General features: G+C 52.5%; 25 protein-coding genes. 2 read left to right on the top strand and 23 right to left on the bottom strand.

Annotated elements, in window-relative coordinates:
• Positions 1-2: 2 nt before the first annotated feature.
• From SYK_RS03425 to SYK_RS03505, 17 genes are all read right to left on the bottom strand, one after another.
• The gene (locus tag SYK_RS03425) at positions 3-2,969 is read right to left on the bottom strand and encodes a hypothetical protein (protein ID WP_281762217.1); all 2,967 of its coding nucleotides are present in this window, start codon (positions 2,967-2,969) and stop codon (positions 3-5) included.
• Positions 2,969-3,547 carry a hypothetical protein gene (locus SYK_RS03430; protein ID WP_281762218.1) on the bottom strand — a complete coding sequence of 193 codons (579 nt, stop codon included), beginning with the start codon at positions 3,545-3,547 and terminating at the stop codon, positions 2,969-2,971. The genes SYK_RS03425 and SYK_RS03430 overlap by 1 nt, the downstream gene beginning before the upstream one ends.
• A 3-nt stretch (positions 3,548-3,550) precedes the next feature.
• Positions 3,551-4,243: a phage adaptor protein gene (locus SYK_RS03435; protein ID WP_281762219.1), complete on the bottom strand. Its 693-nt coding sequence runs from the start codon at positions 4,241-4,243 to the stop codon at positions 3,551-3,553.
• 9 nt (positions 4,244-4,252) lie between these two features.
• Positions 4,253-4,777: a hypothetical protein gene (locus SYK_RS03440; RefSeq protein ID WP_281762220.1), complete on the bottom strand. Its 525-nt coding sequence runs from the start codon at positions 4,775-4,777 to the stop codon at positions 4,253-4,255.
• Between the two features lie 72 nt (positions 4,778-4,849).
• The gene (locus SYK_RS03445) at positions 4,850-5,827 is read right to left on the bottom strand and encodes a N4-gp56 family major capsid protein (protein ID WP_281762221.1); all 978 of its coding nucleotides are present in this window, start codon (positions 5,825-5,827) and stop codon (positions 4,850-4,852) included.
• A 40-nt stretch (positions 5,828-5,867) separates the two neighbouring features.
• Positions 5,868-6,869, bottom strand: coding sequence for a hypothetical protein (locus SYK_RS03450; protein ID WP_281762222.1), 1,002 nt, complete (start codon positions 6,867-6,869; stop codon positions 5,868-5,870).
• Between the two features lie 42 nt (positions 6,870-6,911).
• Positions 6,912-7,151, bottom strand: coding sequence for a hypothetical protein (locus tag SYK_RS03455; RefSeq protein ID WP_281762223.1), 240 nt, complete (start codon positions 7,149-7,151; stop codon positions 6,912-6,914).
• On the bottom strand, positions 7,148-9,130 hold the full coding sequence (locus SYK_RS03460) for a portal protein (protein WP_281762224.1): 1,983 nt from the start codon (positions 9,128-9,130) through the stop codon (positions 7,148-7,150). The genes SYK_RS03455 and SYK_RS03460 overlap by 4 nt, the downstream gene beginning before the upstream one ends.
• An 88-nt stretch (positions 9,131-9,218) precedes the next feature.
• Positions 9,219-9,698 (bottom strand): hypothetical protein, encoded by a 480-nt coding sequence (locus SYK_RS03465; protein WP_281762225.1) that lies wholly within the window; start codon positions 9,696-9,698, stop codon positions 9,219-9,221.
• Between the two features lie 2 nt (positions 9,699-9,700).
• Positions 9,701-10,360, bottom strand: a complete 660-nt coding sequence (locus tag SYK_RS03470; RefSeq protein WP_281762226.1) for a hypothetical protein — start codon at positions 10,358-10,360, stop codon at positions 9,701-9,703.
• Positions 10,357-11,805, bottom strand: a complete 1,449-nt coding sequence (locus SYK_RS03475; RefSeq protein WP_281762227.1) for a terminase family protein — start codon at positions 11,803-11,805, stop codon at positions 10,357-10,359. The genes SYK_RS03470 and SYK_RS03475 overlap by 4 nt, the downstream gene beginning before the upstream one ends.
• Entirely contained in the window at positions 11,795-12,286 is a 492-nt protein-coding gene (locus SYK_RS03480) for a terminase small subunit-like protein (protein ID WP_281762228.1), read from the bottom strand. Before SYK_RS03480 ends, SYK_RS03475 begins: the two co-directional genes overlap by 11 nt.
• A 12-nt stretch (positions 12,287-12,298) precedes the next feature.
• The gene (locus tag SYK_RS03485; RefSeq protein ID WP_281762229.1) at positions 12,299-12,457 is read right to left on the bottom strand and encodes a hypothetical protein; all 159 of its coding nucleotides are present in this window, start codon (positions 12,455-12,457) and stop codon (positions 12,299-12,301) included.
• Positions 12,458-12,713: 256 nt separating this feature from the next.
• Positions 12,714-13,043: a hypothetical protein gene (locus tag SYK_RS03490; RefSeq protein WP_281762230.1), complete on the bottom strand. Its 330-nt coding sequence runs from the start codon at positions 13,041-13,043 to the stop codon at positions 12,714-12,716.
• A 2-nt stretch (positions 13,044-13,045) separates the two neighbouring features.
• On the bottom strand, positions 13,046-13,600 hold the full coding sequence (locus tag SYK_RS03495) for a hypothetical protein (RefSeq protein ID WP_281761846.1): 555 nt from the start codon (positions 13,598-13,600) through the stop codon (positions 13,046-13,048).
• Positions 13,590-14,003, bottom strand: a complete 414-nt coding sequence (locus SYK_RS03500; RefSeq protein WP_281761845.1) for a DUF5675 family protein — start codon at positions 14,001-14,003, stop codon at positions 13,590-13,592. The genes SYK_RS03495 and SYK_RS03500 overlap by 11 nt, the downstream gene beginning before the upstream one ends.
• Positions 14,000-14,164, bottom strand: coding sequence for a hypothetical protein (locus tag SYK_RS03505; protein ID WP_281761844.1), 165 nt, complete (start codon positions 14,162-14,164; stop codon positions 14,000-14,002). Before SYK_RS03505 ends, SYK_RS03500 begins: the two co-directional genes overlap by 4 nt.
• A 254-nt stretch (positions 14,165-14,418) precedes the next feature.
• Here SYK_RS03505 and SYK_RS03510 point away from each other — a divergent pair, with 254 nt between their 5' ends.
• Positions 14,419-14,769, top strand: a complete 351-nt coding sequence (locus SYK_RS03510; protein WP_281761843.1) for a type II toxin-antitoxin system RelE/ParE family toxin — start codon at positions 14,419-14,421, stop codon at positions 14,767-14,769.
• A gap of 61 nt (positions 14,770-14,830) precedes the next feature.
• A complete protein-coding gene (locus SYK_RS03515; RefSeq protein WP_281761842.1) occupies positions 14,831-15,139 on the top strand; it encodes a helix-turn-helix domain-containing protein in 309 nt (102 codons plus the stop codon).
• Positions 15,140-15,175: 36 nt separating this feature from the next.
• Here the strand turns inward: SYK_RS03515 and SYK_RS03520 are convergent, their stop codons facing one another.
• The 6 genes from SYK_RS03520 to SYK_RS03545 form a co-directional block, all read right to left on the bottom strand.
• Positions 15,176-15,376 (bottom strand): hypothetical protein, encoded by a 201-nt coding sequence (locus SYK_RS03520; RefSeq protein WP_281761841.1) that lies wholly within the window; start codon positions 15,374-15,376, stop codon positions 15,176-15,178.
• A gap of 228 nt (positions 15,377-15,604) precedes the next feature.
• Complete coding sequence (locus SYK_RS03525; RefSeq protein WP_281761840.1) at positions 15,605-16,714, bottom strand: hypothetical protein; 1,110 nt, start codon at positions 16,712-16,714, stop codon at positions 15,605-15,607.
• Positions 16,711-17,211 carry a VRR-NUC domain-containing protein gene (locus SYK_RS03530; protein WP_281762231.1) on the bottom strand — a complete coding sequence of 167 codons (501 nt, stop codon included), beginning with the start codon at positions 17,209-17,211 and terminating at the stop codon, positions 16,711-16,713. Before SYK_RS03530 ends, SYK_RS03525 begins: the two co-directional genes overlap by 4 nt.
• Positions 17,208-17,417: a hypothetical protein gene (locus SYK_RS03535; protein ID WP_281762232.1), complete on the bottom strand. Its 210-nt coding sequence runs from the start codon at positions 17,415-17,417 to the stop codon at positions 17,208-17,210. The genes SYK_RS03530 and SYK_RS03535 overlap by 4 nt, the downstream gene beginning before the upstream one ends.
• Entirely contained in the window at positions 17,414-17,704 is a 291-nt protein-coding gene (locus SYK_RS03540) for a hypothetical protein (RefSeq protein ID WP_281762233.1), read from the bottom strand. Before SYK_RS03540 ends, SYK_RS03535 begins: the two co-directional genes overlap by 4 nt.
• Positions 17,676-18,650: a hypothetical protein gene (locus tag SYK_RS03545; protein ID WP_281762234.1), complete on the bottom strand. Its 975-nt coding sequence runs from the start codon at positions 18,648-18,650 to the stop codon at positions 17,676-17,678. Before SYK_RS03545 ends, SYK_RS03540 begins: the two co-directional genes overlap by 29 nt.

An 18,650-nucleotide genomic window follows, 5' to 3' on the forward strand; every position in this document is an offset into this window, starting at 1 on the left:
TTCTACACCCCCGGCACGGCTACGCCGGTAGGAACATGCTTCGTGCCGTTTTCAATGACGTTGGCAGGAGTGGCGTTATCCGTGGTAGTCACCACGTAGTCAACTACAGGGATTTCGCCTTTGTGTTGGGTCAAGTCCATTACTTCGACGTAATGGATTTGAACGACATACTCGCCGCCCGACTCCACTAGCTCTTCAGTCCAGATAACCCCATGTCCGCTTGCGGCGGGGTCAATGGCGTCGTGCTTAACGGTGTCGACCAACTGGCCCACGCTACCCTCGCGGTAGGACTTGACCACCGACGAGTCGATAGCAACCGTTGCGCCAGTCGGCACGTTGCCAGTCAGCCATGACACAAAGTCAGCGTTGCCTGCGCTTTGCGTATAGTGGACGACTCCAGTACGTGCCACGGCCTCAAGGGTCGGGGCGGGTCGTGGTACTAAGGCTTCGTGGTTATATACAATTTTGAGAGTTTCGGCAACGCCAAGAGCTGTGGTCAACGTGATAGAGTTGGCCGTAGCATCAAAAGTCCAACCGGTTTCCTCGACGTAGGTTGTGCCATTGAACCGATAGACCCCACTCGGCGCGGCCTTGGCCGGACGATCAAGTTTAAAAGTCTTGCGGACCCCATCGCCCAACTGACTCTGCCAACCTTGATCGCTTTTGTAGCCAACGTTCAACACGCCGAGGATGTCTGCGATTTCGTAGATGTGGATACTGTCATAAGATACTGTTTCGCCTACAGCATCAGCACCAACATACACATACCCTCCATCTACTCCTGCGGGTATGATGATTGTATTTTTACCTAATGTTAGTGGGGTATGTTTAGCGTCTATACCATTCCATTCGCGAATATAGGGAGTGCCTGTAAGCGCGGTGACATTGACAACAGCCATGATAGATACAGATGTGGGCAAAGCCTCATACATGATATATGACAATGCACCTGTGGCATCATAGTCTGCTGTGGCTACGCCGTTAAGTACGGTAGCCTCACCACTAAGCACTCTACCGGCGATAGCGCCATCTTCAAGTAGGTACGGGTCAGGGGCAACGTCGGTCAGTGGCGTTGAGTTGTCGATAGTGATGGTGGTAGGGGTAGAGCCTTGGACAAGCTCCGCTCCCCACAAGTAAGCCTCTTCTCCAGTAGATGCCGAGTCAATAAAGTCAACGCGAACAAGAGTCGGTATACCCGCAGTTAGCATAGTTGCGGATATACGTTGCCATTCAGCACTTAGAGTCACTGGATCAGAGAATTTATAACCACCATCATAAATAGCTATTGATGCCTGCTTTCCAATAGAAGACCCCTTACCTCTTAACCAGATCGAGGCAGTGTAGATGTCAGAAGCTAAACCAGTAAGAGTATAACGAGCCTGCGGGTCTGCGGTAGATGCTGTTCCGATAGACACAGGCTTACTATTGTTAGGTGCAGCTACTTCATTAGTATTTGTAATGGTACAACTCTGTGCAGCCCACGTTGTTGTAAAGTCAAACGGCTCTGCTATTTTATTCTGTGTGGCATTCAACTTTGCACTATCATCCCGTCTTGCATTAAGCGCGGCGTACATCTCGGCAGGAGTGTCAACATCGTTGCCGATGAATGTTTCAGGCCGCGTAATCGGGCCGGGGGTTTTGTTGGCGGTGTCCTCTTCTCCAACAACAACCATCACATCACCCGTTGGGTCGGGGATTATTTGCCCTACTTTTGGCGTCAGTTCAACATAGACGCTGCCGCCACTCGCTACCACCACGGCAAGGGGGAATACTCCGTTGCTAGTAATCGCAAACATTTTTTTATCTACTGCCAGTGTCTCGCGGTCATACGCATCACTAGGCCACGCATCCACGCTGCCCCCATCACTCAACACCCATACTCTGGTAGGGCCGATTGTCCGAGTTGTATTGTACGCGCTGACAAATGGAAGACTGCCAATAAATGTAGTATTCCACGGCCCCTCACTCCCAACCATCGCGCCGGAAATCAGGTCCGCGCCCGACTCGTTCAAAAAACGGAGCGAATCGAACAGCCACTTGTCTGTCAATATGCCTTGCAGTTTGGTGTAAATATCCAGCAAGCCAGCCGGGGTGACGGCTTTATCGCTCAAAGTGTGTGCGATAGCTTCGGCAGCCGTGGCGAGTTCCACTTCACCGGGAATCTCGGTCGTCGCAAGCTGCACAGTGCGGTCGAGCTTATCCCATGTCGCTCCGTTGAAAACCGCCCAATCTCCTACGGCATAGTCAGTAGTATTGACCGAGCCATCAGCAGAGGCGGCGTAATAATCTCCCTTGTCAGGCGATGCAGGATAGCCAGAAGCCGGAACAAACGTCCCTTTGTACTCCATGGCCCCAACAACTGTTTCAGGAAGCTGAGACACTGGAACCTTGCCGCCCGCGTCGAGTCCGGCCACGCCGTTTGCTACGCCCTTCTCACTGGCCGGAACCTGTTCGACGTCCAATACGTTACCAAGCCCGACTTGCGTTTTGGTGACGCCGTGTGGGTTTGCTACGTCTGCTTCGTGGGCCGTCTGCGCGTCTGCACCGGCTGTAATAGCTGCGGCATTGGCGGCAATCCCATCAGCATTGGTGGAAATATCTGTGGAGTTCTGGTCGATGTCAGCTTGCATCACAACAGAAATGGACCGCTTGTCATACGGCGGAAGGTCGGCAACGTCAGCCAGGTTACAATCTCGGTTCGGGATCGTGACGTAATAACGCTGAATCTTGCCCGTATTCGGGTTGATAACCTTAAATTTGTATTCGCTGCCTTCTGTTCCGAGCTCGTTGGGGAACACTGCCAGGATACAAGAACCGAGAGAATTGGTTTCGGCTTCAATGTAAGTCGGGACCACAAGCCCTTCATACTTCTCGGTCGTGGTCAGTTTCGCAACAACGTGTGCGCCTTCGACCGGATCACCGGCAGAGTCGTTAACCTGGACAGTGACGTTGACGGTAGGGATCGCCATTACATGAAGCTCCTTGGCTTAACTTGCAAAGAACGCTTCGCCCCGCCCGTAATGGCGCGGATTTTGGCAGAAGCAATGCCGTCTTCGAACAATTCGTTTTTGATCTGTGCGCCGGGGATGTCTTCCCACTCGCGCCCGCGCATAGCCTTGAGAGAAGCTACTGCGCCGTAGGCAATGTCTTTGCCCCAATCTTCCATCAGCCCTTCGGGTATCCCGGTAGAAAGAAGCGTCGGCTTGAGTGCGACGGTCGGGATCAGCTTGGTATCCTGGCTGATCATTACCAATATGGTCACGATGTCAGTGGTGGCGGTGAAGTGCGTTCCCGCAATCAATTCTTCTCCATTCAAATGGCTGACGGAAATAACCTCGCAAACTCTCGACTCCTGCGGCGGGTCAAGGTCTGCGGTGGCGACTCCAGCCGGGAAAAAGAGATAATCCAAGTCTTTCTGCCAAATCTGCGAACGCTGGCAGAAAGTGATAGCGGCCCGGCGAATCTCGTTGACGATCTGCGCCTTCGGGCATTTGTCCACTTCCGGCAGGACGTAAGGGAGAAGAGTTTTCCAGAGTACGTTTGCCATGTGCTACTCCACAACCTTGACTTGTTTCGGGTAGAAAAGGTCGGCCTTGAGCTTGACGCCGAGCGACTGATAAAAAGCGTTGAAGCGGTGCTGCGCCTTTGCAAAGTTGGCGTCGGAGTTATCGCCAGCAAACACCTGATAGAGAATCCAATCCTTGATAGGACCGGCAAAAGTTTCAGGCAAAGGTACGTCGTCGTCAGGTCCGGTAATGGAAGTAGGTTCAGCCGAGTACGTCATGGAAATGTAGACGTTCTCGCCAGTGGTAACGCCAGGATAGACCCAATAGGTCGAGGGGTTCGCCACCGCGTCATATGCGTAGTTGTCGATCTCGGTTCCGGTTGTGGTCCAATCAAACGCCTTCATCGCGTCCTTGGCAGAAATAAAAATGGGCTCGCCCGGTGTAAGGCCGTCCGAACCCATGTTTTGAATGACTTCAATCAGGCGCAGCGCGGTCTTCGAAGCTCCGTTCACCCCATTTACGGGGAGAGCCTGCATAACTCCATTGCCGAGCTTGATAGCTTCGGTGTGGGCGGTAGCGTCCGGCCTCTGCAACGCAATCTCACGGACTGCGCTATTAAAAAGGTCGGTCATGCTGACAACACCCGCCGTGATTGCCCACGGCCAGCGTTCGCCCGTCGGGTTGGCGAGGTCTTGCAGAACTCCAGAACAGAGCAGGAAAATTTCACTTGCCTTCATGGTCGCTCCTTAAAGAGTCTGGAAGGGGAAACGCGAGACGTTGCGAGATCCGATGATTCGACCGGACTTGTCTCGGTCGTATTCCGTCTTCACCGCATCGCGCAGGGTGTTGACGACGACCATGGGAACTTCGACTTCTTCGTCGCGCTTGATCTGGAACCGACGACCATTGGCGTTCAGAAAAACGTCTTCCTTCCCGTCGAACTCGGCGGAACTCGGAATAATGATTGTTACAGTCTCTTCCGGTTCGTCGGGGACAGGTTCGTCTTCCTCCGTATCAGGTTCGACGGCCTTGGCGTTTTCCATTGCCTTTACCTTGGCTTCAAGCTCCGCGACTTTAGCCTTGGCTTCCTCGGCTTCCTTCGCTTCTTTGGCAGCTTCGGTCTTTGCCTCTTCCGCTTCTTTCTGAGCGGCTTCCAGGGCTTCGTCCGTCTGCGTTTCGGTGTCGTTGTTGTCGCCGGTCAACGCATCAGGGACGCTGGCGTCGGTGGGGGCCACATTATTAGGGGCCACTTTCGCTTTCTTCTTACCCATGGGACTTCCTCCAAATTAAAAAAAACGAGGGGGAGAAATTCCCCCTCGTCATAGGGTTACTGAATTACTGGACTACAGCTTGACGCAACACTCGGCGCGAGCCATCCAAGCATCGTTCAGGATGCAGGCTGCGTACATGGTCTTCCAACCAACCGAGCCACACTGACCAAGCTGGTCGCCGCCACGAGGGACGTTGGGGTTCAGGACCATGGGAGTGATCGCCTTCTTGCCGCGCAGAGGAACAACACCGAAGGCATGCTGTGCCAGATAAATGACCGGGTACACATCGGCACTGGTGCCGGTAGTGGAGATCATCAAGCCCTTGGCTCCGCCTGCATCAGCGAAGGGTTCGTAGAGAGAGGATGCGCAGTAACGAACCTCTTCAACTGTGCCGATCTCGCCGGGAAGTGCCTGCTGAGTGCCGTATTCGGCAACGGGAATGAATCCGGTCATGTCACGGATGGAACTGGAACAGTCGGTGTGACAAAGGCCGATAAAGCAAGCACCAACGGGGCTGGTGTTATGGTTCGGAGAGCCGTCAAGGAACTGAGTGTGACGCTTGCCGTTCATGGCAAGGATGCCACGAAGGGCGCGACGCTGAACTGCCAAAGTCAACTCGGTATTGACGTCGGTACGAGCTGATCCGTTGGCGTAGAAGACGGAGGTTCCGCCCTTGATAACGCCGTAGCTGACGAGCTCAACAGTCTCGGAGGCCTGTTCGCCGGTGATGCCCATGTACTCTTTGAGTACGGGGTCTTCGTGGGTGTCCACGATAACATCAGTGAGTTCAACGTAATCACCGTACTGTTCCAGGTTGACGGTTACATCCGTCTTGGTCCCGGTCTTGCCGGAAGGAGACACGCCCTCAGTGAGAGGGGTCAGGGCCGGAGCCAGGGAGTTGTAACGCCTGAAAATCTGCGTCTTGGTGTCGTTCTTTTCCAGGGGGCGGGAATCAGCAAAACGCTCGATGAGACGAAGCGGTACGCCACGTTCCAAAAACTTCTTGCATGCCTTGCCTGCGGTACGGGGAGAAATGTCGCCGTAATTCATGAGTTACCTCGTATGGTATCGCCCGCCCTAGCCGTGTGTGCTAGTCCTCATCCCATCCAGCATCGAAATCATCTTTGCTGCCTTTGGACTTGGGGAGCGGGCCGGGTTTCGAATCAACCGCGAGTGCTGCGTTGGCTGCCGCCTTGGTCTTTTCATCGACCGGCGGTGTTGCCTGCGTTTCTCGCGTGGCATTGAACTCGTTGATCAGCGAGGCGACCTGTGCAGGGGTTCCTTTTTCAATAACCGCGAACTTCTCCGTGGCTGTTGCGTAAGGCTGCTCTCCAACCCATGTTCGAAGGTCTTGGTGGTACTGTTGACTCTCCAAGGCTCTGTCAGGGTTGGTGGCTAAATCCTCGTAGCCGTCAACGGCGGCGTAAACTGCCGCGTTATGCGCTTCGTTCGCGCTCTGCTGAACTGTTTGATTGATGACTTCGCCCTGCTCGCTGACCTGTGCAGCCGCATCGCGTGCGGTTTGAACGGTAGAGGCCTGGATCAAAGCCATGTCGGAGCCGTAGTCCTCAAGGACTCCACGGAGCCGTTTGCCATCGGTGGTGTCTTCTTTGAAGAGGGCCGCGAGTTGCGGGTCTTCTTTCTCGACTGCCGCCAAGTCATCTTTGAGCTCGTCGGGAACTTCGAAATCACTGGCTGCTTGCTGTACCGGGACAGCCGGGGCCGGGTCGGGAGCGACCGGGGGGGCTGCCGGTTGGGAGCGAAGGGCTTCCAGTTCATCTCGCAACTGAGCTTTCTCGTTGCGTTCCTTCTCAAGCCGACCGAACATGGAGTCGTAGCCGTGGGCCTTCTCCTCTGTGCTCAGTTCTTTTTCTGCGGCCTTCCCTTCCTGATCGGGGGCCAACTCGCCGTCTGCATTGGCTGCATCGGCTTCGGGCGCGTCGTCGGAGTCGTCCGCATCGTCGTCGGTAAAATTGTTGTCGTCAGTGGAGGCCGAATCTTCATCGGGGGCTCCGGCAGTCTCATCAGCAAACGCTTCTGCGAATTCCTGTTCTGCCTGTTCCTCTGCCGTCATTTGATCTTGGTCTTTCATCTTTCCTCCGGGCCGCATGGTGCGGGGGCCGTCGTTTGATGGTTAAGCGGTGTAACCGCCCGGTTTCTGTGCTTTGAACCCATCGGGAGCCATGTCTTCCAAGGCTTCCTTGAGTTCGGTAATCCGGCCTTGCAGCCGGAACATTTCTTTGGTGTCGAGCTCGGTTTCCAACTGCTCGCGCTTCTGATTGATTCGGTCCTCGATGTAGGAACGAACGAGCTTGACTGCGGGGGTGTCCCAACTGTTTTTCAAAGCTCTAAGGTCGTTGTCAGAAAAGATCATGCTCCGACCTCCTGAGGTGCTGCGGTCTGCTGTTGCTGCTGGATGGCTCCGCCGAGCATCTGAGTAAGAGCGGCCTGCGGATCAAGCCCTCGCTTCTCCATCTCGCCCACGATGGCCTGAACATTGGCGGTCGCCTCTGCTGTGGCCTGCATGGTCATTTGCTTTTGCTGCCAATCCTCATACTCGCGGTCGTCGCGGAGAATTTCGGGGTCCAGATCCATGGATTTGAAAATTTCTTCAAGGAGCTCATCGTCTTTGACTCTGCCTTGGAAACGCGGGTTGTCAGTGAGCGCGACGGCCTGCGTCATGCGCTGCGCCTGAATCTCCTTGGCAATGAGAGCGGAAGAGCCACGGGCAACAATGTCGAAGTCTCCCTTGATGTCCTCGCGGGGGTTGAACTTCATGTTCCAGTGGTAGAGAGCCTTGATAAAAGGCTTGGTGATATTGTCGTCGAAGTCTTTGACGATATCCTTCAACGGGATACTGGCCGCGCCCATGAGCATGGACAAACCGGAAGCTGTGTCACCAGCCCCGCGCACAGCAGCGTTGTCGCCTTGCATAAAACGAGGCGAGGTCAATTCGTCAGAAAACTCGGAGAACATCTTGGTAATGCTCATGAGTTCGGGAGTATGGGACGGGAGCTCAAACACATTGAAAGCGGATCGGACATCGACGCCGGACTTAAACGGCCAGACCTTCCAACCATGTACGTCGGTCGGGTCCACTCCATCGGCCAGAGCACGAACATTCACACCAATCTGAGGACCGGAAGCGATAGCGGCGTTGTCGAGGGTCATTCGAACGGAAGCGTTGATACCCATTTGACAATCACGCATGACGGTCGGGATACCATTCCCGTAGAATGAGCTTTCGTCCTTGTCGTAAAAGAAGAAGTGATATGGGATTTCTACGCCTTCGATGGGAGAAATGACGGCTTTGATTACTCGGTTGCCAACCATCCAGACGTTTGCTGGGAAAGACTCGCCAGCGCGTTCAGGCTCTATCTCAACGCCAGCCATGACAAGCTGATGTCCCTGGACATATCCCCAACGCTCGTAGACACGGAAGCGACCGGACAAATCGGGAGATGAAGTCTCAAGCTCGCCCATTACCCGAAGGTCAGTCTCGTATTTTTTGATTTCTGCATCACCTTGAGGGTGATCCAGAATATATTGACGGATGGTCCGTTCGGAAAAATTAGGCATAAGAGCCAAATCCATGAGCTCATTGGGCATCATGAGGTGGTCTTGCCAAACAAACCGCATCTTCTTTGGATCGGTTACGCTGATATCGGGGTACGTGTTCCAGATGGAAACAAATTCATAGGCAGGCAAAAGCCCTGCGTCTTCATGACGGGCAAGAGTCCATTGACCTGTTGCCTCGTCGATGGTGTAGCGATCACGGACACGCTTTTTAACGAGCGGCCCTTTCATACAGCCAGTGCCGAACTTGAAGGCATTGCCAAGAAGGTCATTGCACACACGCCGATAACTCGGACTGCCGGGAGATTCGACCAACTGGTCGGACATAACGCGAGTCATGTTCTCGGCGTTCTTCTTGGCTATGTCGCGGAGAATGGCGTCTTCGTCGATGTCGTCGGGGCTGACACCTTGCTCGATGAGCTCGGCGGCTTTCTCCTGAATCATCTTGGGATGGACAACAGGTTCGGGAGTGGATGAAATGCCCCAATTCTTTTCACCGTTGGCCTGAAACAGAATGTCCATGGCGCGGGCTTTCGTGCCGTCAACCTTCGTCTTGGTGACGCGAAGATTGACCTTCGACCGTTTGGGGTCCATGGCTGCCAGAATTTCGGGATCGTAAACGCCTTTAACTTGGCGGAGATCACGAAGCCAACGCTCTTCATAGAGTAACCGCTGGTTTGCTACCTCGTCGAACTCAGCACGAAGGAACGAGCCGAGCGCGTCAACATTGGCTTTTTCTTGCTTGGATTCTTCCGGCTGCTGTTCGGTCGTGGTCATTCCTGGCGTCCTGTCTGGTTGAGGAGACATTGGTAAACGCTGGAATTATAACCCCTGTTTTGGGCTTAAACCGCTGGTGCTAGGCTGGTCACACCCTCACGCCCCCCTGATGAGGGGTTGACAGGGTTTTAACTGAGGCCGAGGTATTGCGCGCCCACCAATAGTAGAATGGGGCTTTGACATGGACACGGAGCGGATCGGCTACCTTATCAAGATTGAGCATAAGAACGCGCCGGTCATAGGTAGGATCGGAAAGAGGTAGGCCAGCAACGTGAACAACATCGAATTCCATATCAATTGCCAAACCGATAGCGCACATGCCGGAAGTCATGTTGTCCCATCGTGTCGGGAAAACATAGTCGGGGTAAGTGTATGCTTTGGGTTCCCACTTTGAGGCTTTGATCTGTTCTGCCAGGTGGTGCGGGTGCTTCGACACAGCATAGTCAACCGGGACCGGGCTCAGTGACACGGCACGGTTAACCGCAAATACCCTCATGCCGGGGGAATAAGCGCAGACTGTCTCTTGCTGCCAGCCTGGACCGTTGCCAATGACAAGGGCGGCTTTCATGGCTACCACCCTCCTATCGTATCCGCGACCTTGGCAGTTTGCCCTTGATACCTATTGCCCATAGTGCCTAGATCGAGCTCTGCTAAAGCGTAGAGAAACGCGGCAACAGGTGGGAACTCTTCGGGGTGACGCTTGAGGTCGGCAGGCTGGAGCGTCTGATAATGCCCTGCGACTTCACAGTCTCCGAAATGAAGGGTCTTGCGCTTGGTGGTACGCTTGGCGACCAGACGGTCGTAGAACCGGAACACTTCGCTTTTTTCGCTACGGTCATACATTGGCGGGGAGTTAAGCTCGACCGGAGCTTTCCGCATCCGGTAACGATGCTCTTCATTATAGTCATCCACCAGCAGGACATTATTATTATCCATGGGCGTCATCCACTCTTTGCAAAGGGTGCGATCCTGCAACATGGCCACGCGGGAAAGGAGTTCCTGAAAGTCGTCGGACTTGGTTTCACCGAGTACGAATACATGGTGCTGGTGCATCTCAGGGTCTTTGCGAAGGATCTCCCCCAACACGACGGCATGACCTGACGATGAATTGAACGGGAAAGCCAGACCACCAACAATGCGCTGGAATGTCCGCTCAGTCAGGCGGTCTTTGTAATAGTGTTCCTGCGTCCTGTAATCTACCAGCCTTTGAATAGGTGTTGCTCTCATCATGATAAATCTCTCCCTGTCGTCACAGAAGTTTCGAGGACGCGGTATCGGGTTTCATCCCCAATATGATCTTCGGCATGGGTATTAACGTCGTCGTGCTTGGTTTCGTCGCGGGGAAGCGTCGGTATAGTTCGAATGAACTGGAAGCAGTTGGAGAACACGAACAGACCGGGCTCTTCCATAGGGAACTCGAAACACGCCTTGAACATGCCGCGCATTTTCTCCCACCCGTTGATACGGGAACCAGGCTTTTTGTTAGCCTTCTGCCAATAGACATCCTCGGATTCGAAGTCGTCATTAATGCAGTTCTTGTTTTCCTCGGTCCAGATAGATGAATCTGCCGGGCCAGGCATGACCTTGAATGAAAACTTTGCTTCGCGTTCCTTGATACCCTTGGCAATCTCTTTGGCTGACATCTTGATACCCTTGTCAGGCGTTTTGCCGTCCCACCCGTACCATTCGAATATGCGGAAGAGTGTTCCAGGGGGAAATATGCGCTTTGTCCCGTCGGTCATTGTAGCCTCTGTCCCATCGGACTCGGCCCACCAGCCCACGGCGAAAGGTTTGCTCGATCCCCAATCAAATGAGCGGTTGATCTTCCATGTCTTCGGCGGGCGGAACGGCTTGATTACGTGAACGTCGCGGCTGAATACGTCGTCGAACATGCCGCCTGAAATGATATCCCAATCGCCTTCAAGCATAGCCTTGACGAGTTCGGGGGAACCGAGAGCGGAAAGACGATCCGCGTAGTCGGGGTCGTTTTCCATCAATGTCGGGTTGTCGGTGAGCTTGGCCGGAATATACTGACGGAGCATACCGCCTTCTTCCTTCTCCATCCTGCGATGTTCCATGGGGTCACAACCATCGACAAAGGATGCCTTGACCCAATTATGCCCAACTCCGCCAGGGTTTGCGCCTGAGATCACGCGAGGAAATATCCCTTGATATTCCTCTGGTACTTTCAATCCGCCAAGGCGCAGTCGCCCGCGCAGATAGCGATATATTTTGTCTGTAAAATGTGTGAGCTCGTCGAACAAAAGGAGGTGGATTTCTGCGCCCTGATACGAATACATATTCTTTTCATACTGACAGTGGCAGAGGAATATCTTTGACCCACCGGCAAAGCCGTTATTCTTTCCGTTCCTGAACGCAATGGAGTTTTCGGTATAGTTGATCTTGGCGAAACCCATGTCCACCCACTCAGCGAGCAGGACGGGAAAGGAAGTCGGCCCTTCCATATGGTTCTTGAGGAGATCAGGAGAGAGTCTGCGGAAAAGGTAAACCTGTAAACCTGGAATCAGGTATGCAAACGCAATAGCAGCCACGCGAAGAAAGTGGGACTTTCCCCCACCAGCCGCACCGCCGTACAGAATCTCGGTGGCCTGTGAAAAGAAAGCCTCAAGCTGCTTGGGGTGCAGAGGGAAGTCGAGTTCAACTTCATTTGTCATCAGATTGTGGAACCGTGCCTGAAATACGCAGGGTCGGCGTTGCTGTCTCAATCTTACCCGAATGGTTTAGGTCGAGCTTGTCACCGTACTTCTTCGGCTTGAGCTTTCCGGCCTGCCACTTGATTGTATCAACCATGAGCTTCGAACGCTGGACAATATCGGGGCGGGTTGCGTCATACTCATTGCCGTGGCGGTCCTTTCTTTTTTCAACATCCAAGCTGCCGTCAAAGGCGATGGTTCGCATCTCATCAACAAGGATTTCAGTCTGGAGTTCTTTCGCGCGTGTGTATTGCTTACGAAAGTCAGGGTGAGATTCCAGCCATCGAAAGATAGCCGGGACGCTTGGCATGTCTTCTCTTGCTGCAAGCTGCCGCAATGTATGGCCATCCACAATAAGTTCACAGATTAACGCCGCGAGCTTCTTCGTGTACTTGGACGGTCGCCCCATTTTTTTCTTTGTCTTCGCCTTCTTCTTCGCCATAAAAAACCGCCTTTAAGCGACGTATGCGAACCCAATAAAGACTTCGTTGGTTGAATCCTCGTACTTGTTCTGAACCTTGTCCTCGTTGAACATGGACAGATTGAACGGCGTTACGAGGTAAATCGGGATTCGACGCTTTTGGACTTCTGAAATCAATTCAGATTCGGGCATGTGATTCTCCATAGGTATAGACCCCAAACAAAAAATATTGAGCTATGATCTTGTGTTCCTATGCCCTGCGAATTATCGAGCCTGCGAGGTTCATCCGACCGTTACCCCGAAACGGGGTAGTGCCTGGCCGTCGTCGCCATATGCACCTTTTAAAAAATCGCGCTCGTTTATCCGTTACGCCAGGGCTTAATGCTCATGCCTGGCCGACCGGCCTCCGGGGTCCGTGAGGCCGCAGGGTTTCGGGGTGAAATTAGTTCTACTGCTTTGCCTTGAGCGTGGTTTCAACCGCGACCAAGCGTTCGGTGTTGTGGTCCGTCTTGATGTCCAGCCGTTCAACATCTTTCTTTGATGCGAAGTGCTGATGAAGATTGAGTTGGCAAAGTCGCTGCGCTTCCTCGTATCGATCAATACGTTCATGAACGCGGGTTATCTGTTCCTTGGTATCTGCTGCAGTTGCGTCCACCTTCTCCGATAAATCTCCGAAGAGTTTTTCGATTAATTTTTTAAGGAGCCATAGAACGAATCCGCTTGAACCGACGGTCGCTGAAACTGTGAGAGCGGTGTTTGCGAAAAGAGTTTCAGTCACGACTACCCCAAAAGTTTTTTGTTTAGAGCTTTTGCCGTGGTTCTATCTGCGAAGAACCAGCAAAAAGCGGTGGAGAAGAGAGAGAAGATTGCGCGGAACCCGTAGTCAACTATCGAAAGCTGTGCCGCGATGGATGCTCCACCAACGGTCAACATTGCTTGAGCCAGGAGAGTGTTTGCTTTGACGCCCATATAAATGAGCATGGCGGGCCGGATGGCTTTATTCACGACATCGACGATGCCGAAGAGGAAAACAATAAAGCCACCAAAGGCTCTGGCGCAACGCCCACCTTCAAGCAGCTTTTCCAGGGCTTCACTCGACAAGAGTCTTTGATTGCCCTGCTTCTGTGACTCCAGATATGCCTCGCCGTCGAATTTCTCGCGGGTGACTTCTATCTCGCACTTGGCCTCGACGACGCGGGTTTTGCGATCTTCCGCCGCCATGTCCTTTTCGTGCGCGAACTCAAGTTTCTTGGTCTTGTATGTCTGGTATGCGCTGATTGCGCCACCTATCAAACCCAGGACGGGGGAAAGGAGAAGTGTTGGATCAAACCCCATTGACTACCTCCAACTCGCATAGACCGGACGCCGTGATAACTTTGACGAGCGGTCGTAATGCTGCTTTTGATTGAAATATGAATGGGACTTTCTTGACGAACCCTGCGCTCTGCCCGACGAGGATACAGCCCTTCGAATGGGCAACCTTGTTGCCGGAGTGGACGCGAATAAGCGACCGCCCTTCGACGTTTTGAACAGCGAGAATATTTCCGAAGTGGTTCGAATAGACGGGAGCGAGCGGATAGAGGCCAGGCGGGATGCAAGATACGGACTGAGCGTTGTCGAGCCATGGTCGTTCAAGGGTATACATGGTGAGGCCATTCCAGGGCAGCGTAAGGACACCGCGAGTGCAGGATTCATCCATAAAATACCTATGCAACATAGCCCTTTTGACACGGCTCATACCCTCGCCTTCTCGTCGTACAGATATGGGTTAACCATCAGACCAAACCACTTCGAAACACGCCGGGCCATGCCCTTGGTCATGCCAGCATCGCAGAGACGGCAATAGATAGTCGTCTCGTTGAGTGCGTGTTGGGCATCTTGCTTCGGCGTGGTTTCCATTGCCTATCCCTTCTTGACGAGTGATCCGGCCTGACCATGGAAGACGAGCCTCCGAGCCGTGGCCAGTGAAGCCGGGACCGGGGCCAGACAACAGACCCTCGTTTAGTAGTGCATATGATAACATCGGTTTGGCGCAATAACCGCTGGTGCTATGCTCATGAGGGGGTAGCGATATGCTGACGGGGGGTTGACAAGGGGTCACTAATTTGCAAAACCCTATTGACATTATGGTCAATTTGCCATAATTTACCCATATGAGCTTGAACGAACGGAAAGTGTTTTGGGTGGGCAGTAGCCTAAAAGACCTTAAAGAATTGGGGAAAGATGTCTCCATAGAGATGGGAGCCGCTTTATCTGAAGTTCAAAATGGAAGATCACCAGAGAACGTAGTGTCGTTTAAGGAAGGCGGTTCTGGTGTGATGGAAATACGGGTATCTATCGACAAAGAAACGTATCGAACCATGTATGTCGCCAAGCTCAAAAAAGGTATTTATGTCTTACATGCCTTCCACAAAAAATCATCAAAAGGGAAAGCAACGCCACCTAAGGATGTTGCTAAAATAAAAGCCCGGTACACAGAAGCTCTAGACTCAGACAAACGATAAACCCCCTTCCTAAAAGTCCAAGACTTGCAGAAGGCGGATAAGTTGAATGGAGGTGCTGACTATGGCAATTACAGAAAGTTCAGGAAATGTTTTTGAAGACCTCGGTTTAGAAAACGCCGAAGAACTACATTACAAATCACATCTGGTTATGGCTCTTAAAGACGCAATTAAATTTCACAAATTCACTCAAACAAAAGCCGCGAAAGTATGTGGAACAGACCAACCAACTCTTTCAAAGGTTTTACGTGGACAGATCGACAAAGTTACCACCGACCGCCTGTTTAGATGGCTTGGCTGTCTTGGACTAGGAGTTAGAATAACGCTCGATCAAACGCCGAAAAAAGGTGTTCAAGTCTGCACATGCAGCTAAAACAGTAAGCCCTCGGTTAAAACCGGGGGCTTTTTTTTATGCTACAGCTTGAGCGGCGTAGGACTCTGGATCTTTCAGCCAACTCCATACTTCGGCAACTTCGGCAATCCAGAACCCATCGATAAAGAAGATTGGAGCCCCCTCTTTTTGCCATTTTTTCACGGTGCGCTCATCTCTTCCGAACCGCTTGGCAATTCTCTTCCACCCTTTGACCGTTTCAACTGGCCGAATTATCATGGTACTCCCCTTGTGCGGTTCTGATGGCCGGGGCTATCAGGTCAAAAATTTCCGAAACGATTCTATCTAGCCCTTCATCGTCATTCTTGGCCATGTAGACTTCTCCGAGCTCTTCGGAGATTTTTGCCAGGGCTCCAAGAAGCCCATCCCCGTCGGGCGTGAATACAGGGTGTTTCTCCCTGGCCGCGTCGAGGTGGGCTTGTATTGTCGCTAGAGTTTTTTCCCGCACTACGCCGCGACCTTCTCTATATTTTCAACCGTGACCACCAGAAGACCGGGCTTTAATTCGGTTGGTTCATACCTTTTCGATTCACTGTGCTTGAGATTGTTGGCAGTCAGGAAGGCCATACCTTCGAAAAGGAAGTCTTTTCCTCCATTGGTAGTGAAGAGCTTCACCGTGGAATCAGAACTCTTGTTAAGTAATTCGATAGCCACCTGGCGGGTCTGATAATTGAAGTATATCTGAACGTGCTGATATGAGGATAGACTGAACTCTTTTGCGGATGAGCGGGAGAAGGCAAACGCCCCATTTTTGCGTATGGTAATTTGTGGGCTCTCTGCTGGCTTCCCTGTATTTTGGTGCATGACGAACCCGGCGAGTAGGTCGGAGGTTGGCTGCAGTCTTTCTTGAGACGTGGTTTCATCTTCTTCAATCGGCACGGCTTTTCCATCCTTGAGCTCGTAGACTTCACAAGGCTCGACATGCTCTTCTTCCTTTGGCGGGAACACAAGATCCAACATGGCCTCACGGAAATACTTTGGTTCATCAACCTGCCAAGTATATGTTCCGTCGTTATTCTTCTCAAGATCGCCAAGGTTGAAATATTTGTAGCAGGAAGCACACAAGCCCATTGAAGCTATGCCGATATCCTCTCGCTTGCAGCATGGGCATGTTCCTGTTTTCGCTCTTTTCTTTTCAATCTTTGGCACAGGTTTGCCCGTCTTGAGCTCAACAAAATAATCAGGCTCATCGATAAGCCATTTGAATGTGCCATCAGGGGTCAATTCCAAATCACCATCTTTGAAATAATTGTAGCAAGTATTGCATAGCCCCCTTGCGGCAATGCGAGCATGTTCCCGTCCACAACATTTGCAAGTTGCAATGGCCATTGTCTCTTTCTCCTCTGGCTTCTGGCCCACAGTCAGTTTGCGGGCTTCATGTTCGGTGCATTTTTCACACGCTGAAATAGGACGCCCTGTATTCACGCCTACGCTTCCCCAACCAGGAGCATTTTCGTTTCTCTTCCTATTCTCATCGCAGGCGGAAGGGATCAGTTTGATTTTTAGGTCAGGGCAATAAAAAGTATTCTTTTCAAGCCATTCTTCTTCGGGTGTCACTCTTCGAACTCCTTCCCGTTTCCGATCGTGTAATTCAGCATGGCTTCCCGGGCCTCCTCACACCCCTTGCAGACCACAACGAGGAACCCGGCAAACCGCAATATCTCAATCATCCGCTTTTGATCTTGCGATATGGAGCCGCCCTTGACGCGCTTCATCTCGATAAACATGCCGTGGTACCCCAGCCGCGCCCATGCAAAGAAAATGTCAGGCACACCGGCCTTGACACCTTCAGCCTTGAGTTTTGCGGCCACGGCTGCGAATCGGTGTCCACCGTTCGGCGTCGCCCACAACAGCGCGTAAAATTCTTCCGGCAACCACCCTTCTGCCCACTCAAAAAAGGCAACCTGTTCGTCGTGTTCAAGCGGCGTTGCATTTTCCGTTTTAACGACCTTTTTACCCTTGGGCCTTGCCGTGGGTCGTTCGGACCTCATAAGCTTGTCCAGACCGCCCATTTCGCGGATTTGCGCGGCACTGTATGTTTCTTGCCCACTCATTTTTCAAAGCCTTCAGTTGATGGGCTTTTTATCCACCAGTTGATGCATTGACCGCGATACCCACAATGACGAACGGTTTTAGCCTTCACCTTTTCGCCATGGTTAAACGGCTTCTTTTCCCAGGTGGGCTTACCGTAACAAAAACCGTCGGGCCCATAGCATGGGAGGAGTTCTGCCACTTTGGCGTTGTAGCAGGGGCGACTCATGCCGCTGGCACCCTTTTGTGTCTTGAAGACCGGGCTATAATTTCCAAAATTTTCCGACACCCCTGACGATTCCGCTTAACCTGCTCGTCTGTCAGTTCGGTGGACCCGGACAAAGCCAAGAGCCTGAGCTTGGGCTCCCGATCAACAACAGCGGCGTGCGCGTCGAGTATATCTTTGACGCACGGGAAAAACTTGTTGTTCCGCCTATGCTCAGTACACGCGGCAACGAATTGGGCTTCGGTCAGATGTCCGAGGTCTTCAATCCAGTCGTCCAGGAGTACCAGCACTTGGGCCGGGCCGATCATTGCCGACGGGTAATTCAGGCCGAACGCCGTTAAGCGCATGTGGATTGTTTCCTCGCTGACTTTCTGCATTTCTCTTTGTCTCCTTCGCTTTGAGTAAAGCCATTGCCATGGCTTCACGGTCTTGGCTGTTCTTCTGCGCTTGGGTCGTTGCCCTTGGTTGTTGCTGGCCGGGCTGCGCAGGATGAGCCGCATTGTCCGGTCGCTTGAATGGCTTGTTGCGCCACGCTCGATCTTTTATGCAATTCGTGAAACTCGGAGAAAATCCATCGCTCCACTGATCGTCCTGCTGGAAAAGCAGGACAAACTGGTCACGGATATACGGCATGTCTTCCACCAGCATGCCCCGGTCTTCCATGTCGCACCACATGCGCCACGCGCTGTCCTCGTTGACCCTGGCCTTGTTGTCCTCGAAAACCTGGAGACAGGCCATGAACACCCCGCGAGAAGATCGTCCCTTGGACGGGTACGGCGTTTTCTTCGGCCCGGTGTTTGTGGTGGGGGAAAGCTGGTCTTTTGGTGGAGGATCAACGTGCGCGCACGCGACTCTCTCTCTCTCTTCTTTCTTCTCTTCTTCTTCCTCTTCTTCTTGCTTGCAAGCCGCTTGCAAGTTTCTTGTATGATTGTCCTTAAATTCCTGCATTTTAGGCAAACAAACTTTTATGCCTTTTTCTGAAAAGGTCACGAAAAGCAGCTGACCTTTTTCCAAAAAGGTCAGCACCTTTTTGAATTTTTTAGGGTAGATCCCGGTCAGCTTCCGCCAACCTTTCACGGAAGTTTCGAGTTCTGGAGTGCCATTGGCTTTGTACTGATCCGCGACAACCTCGCAAATAATCCACCACATACCATACCCCTCGACTCCGAATTCATCCATGAGGGCAATGAGCTTTGGATCTCGATGAGCGTCAGACATGTGTTTGAACCACTTCAT

This window comes from Pseudodesulfovibrio nedwellii, from assembly GCF_027923765.1.
Lineage (GTDB): Bacteria > Desulfobacterota > Desulfovibrionia > Desulfovibrionales > Desulfovibrionaceae > Pseudodesulfovibrio > Pseudodesulfovibrio nedwellii.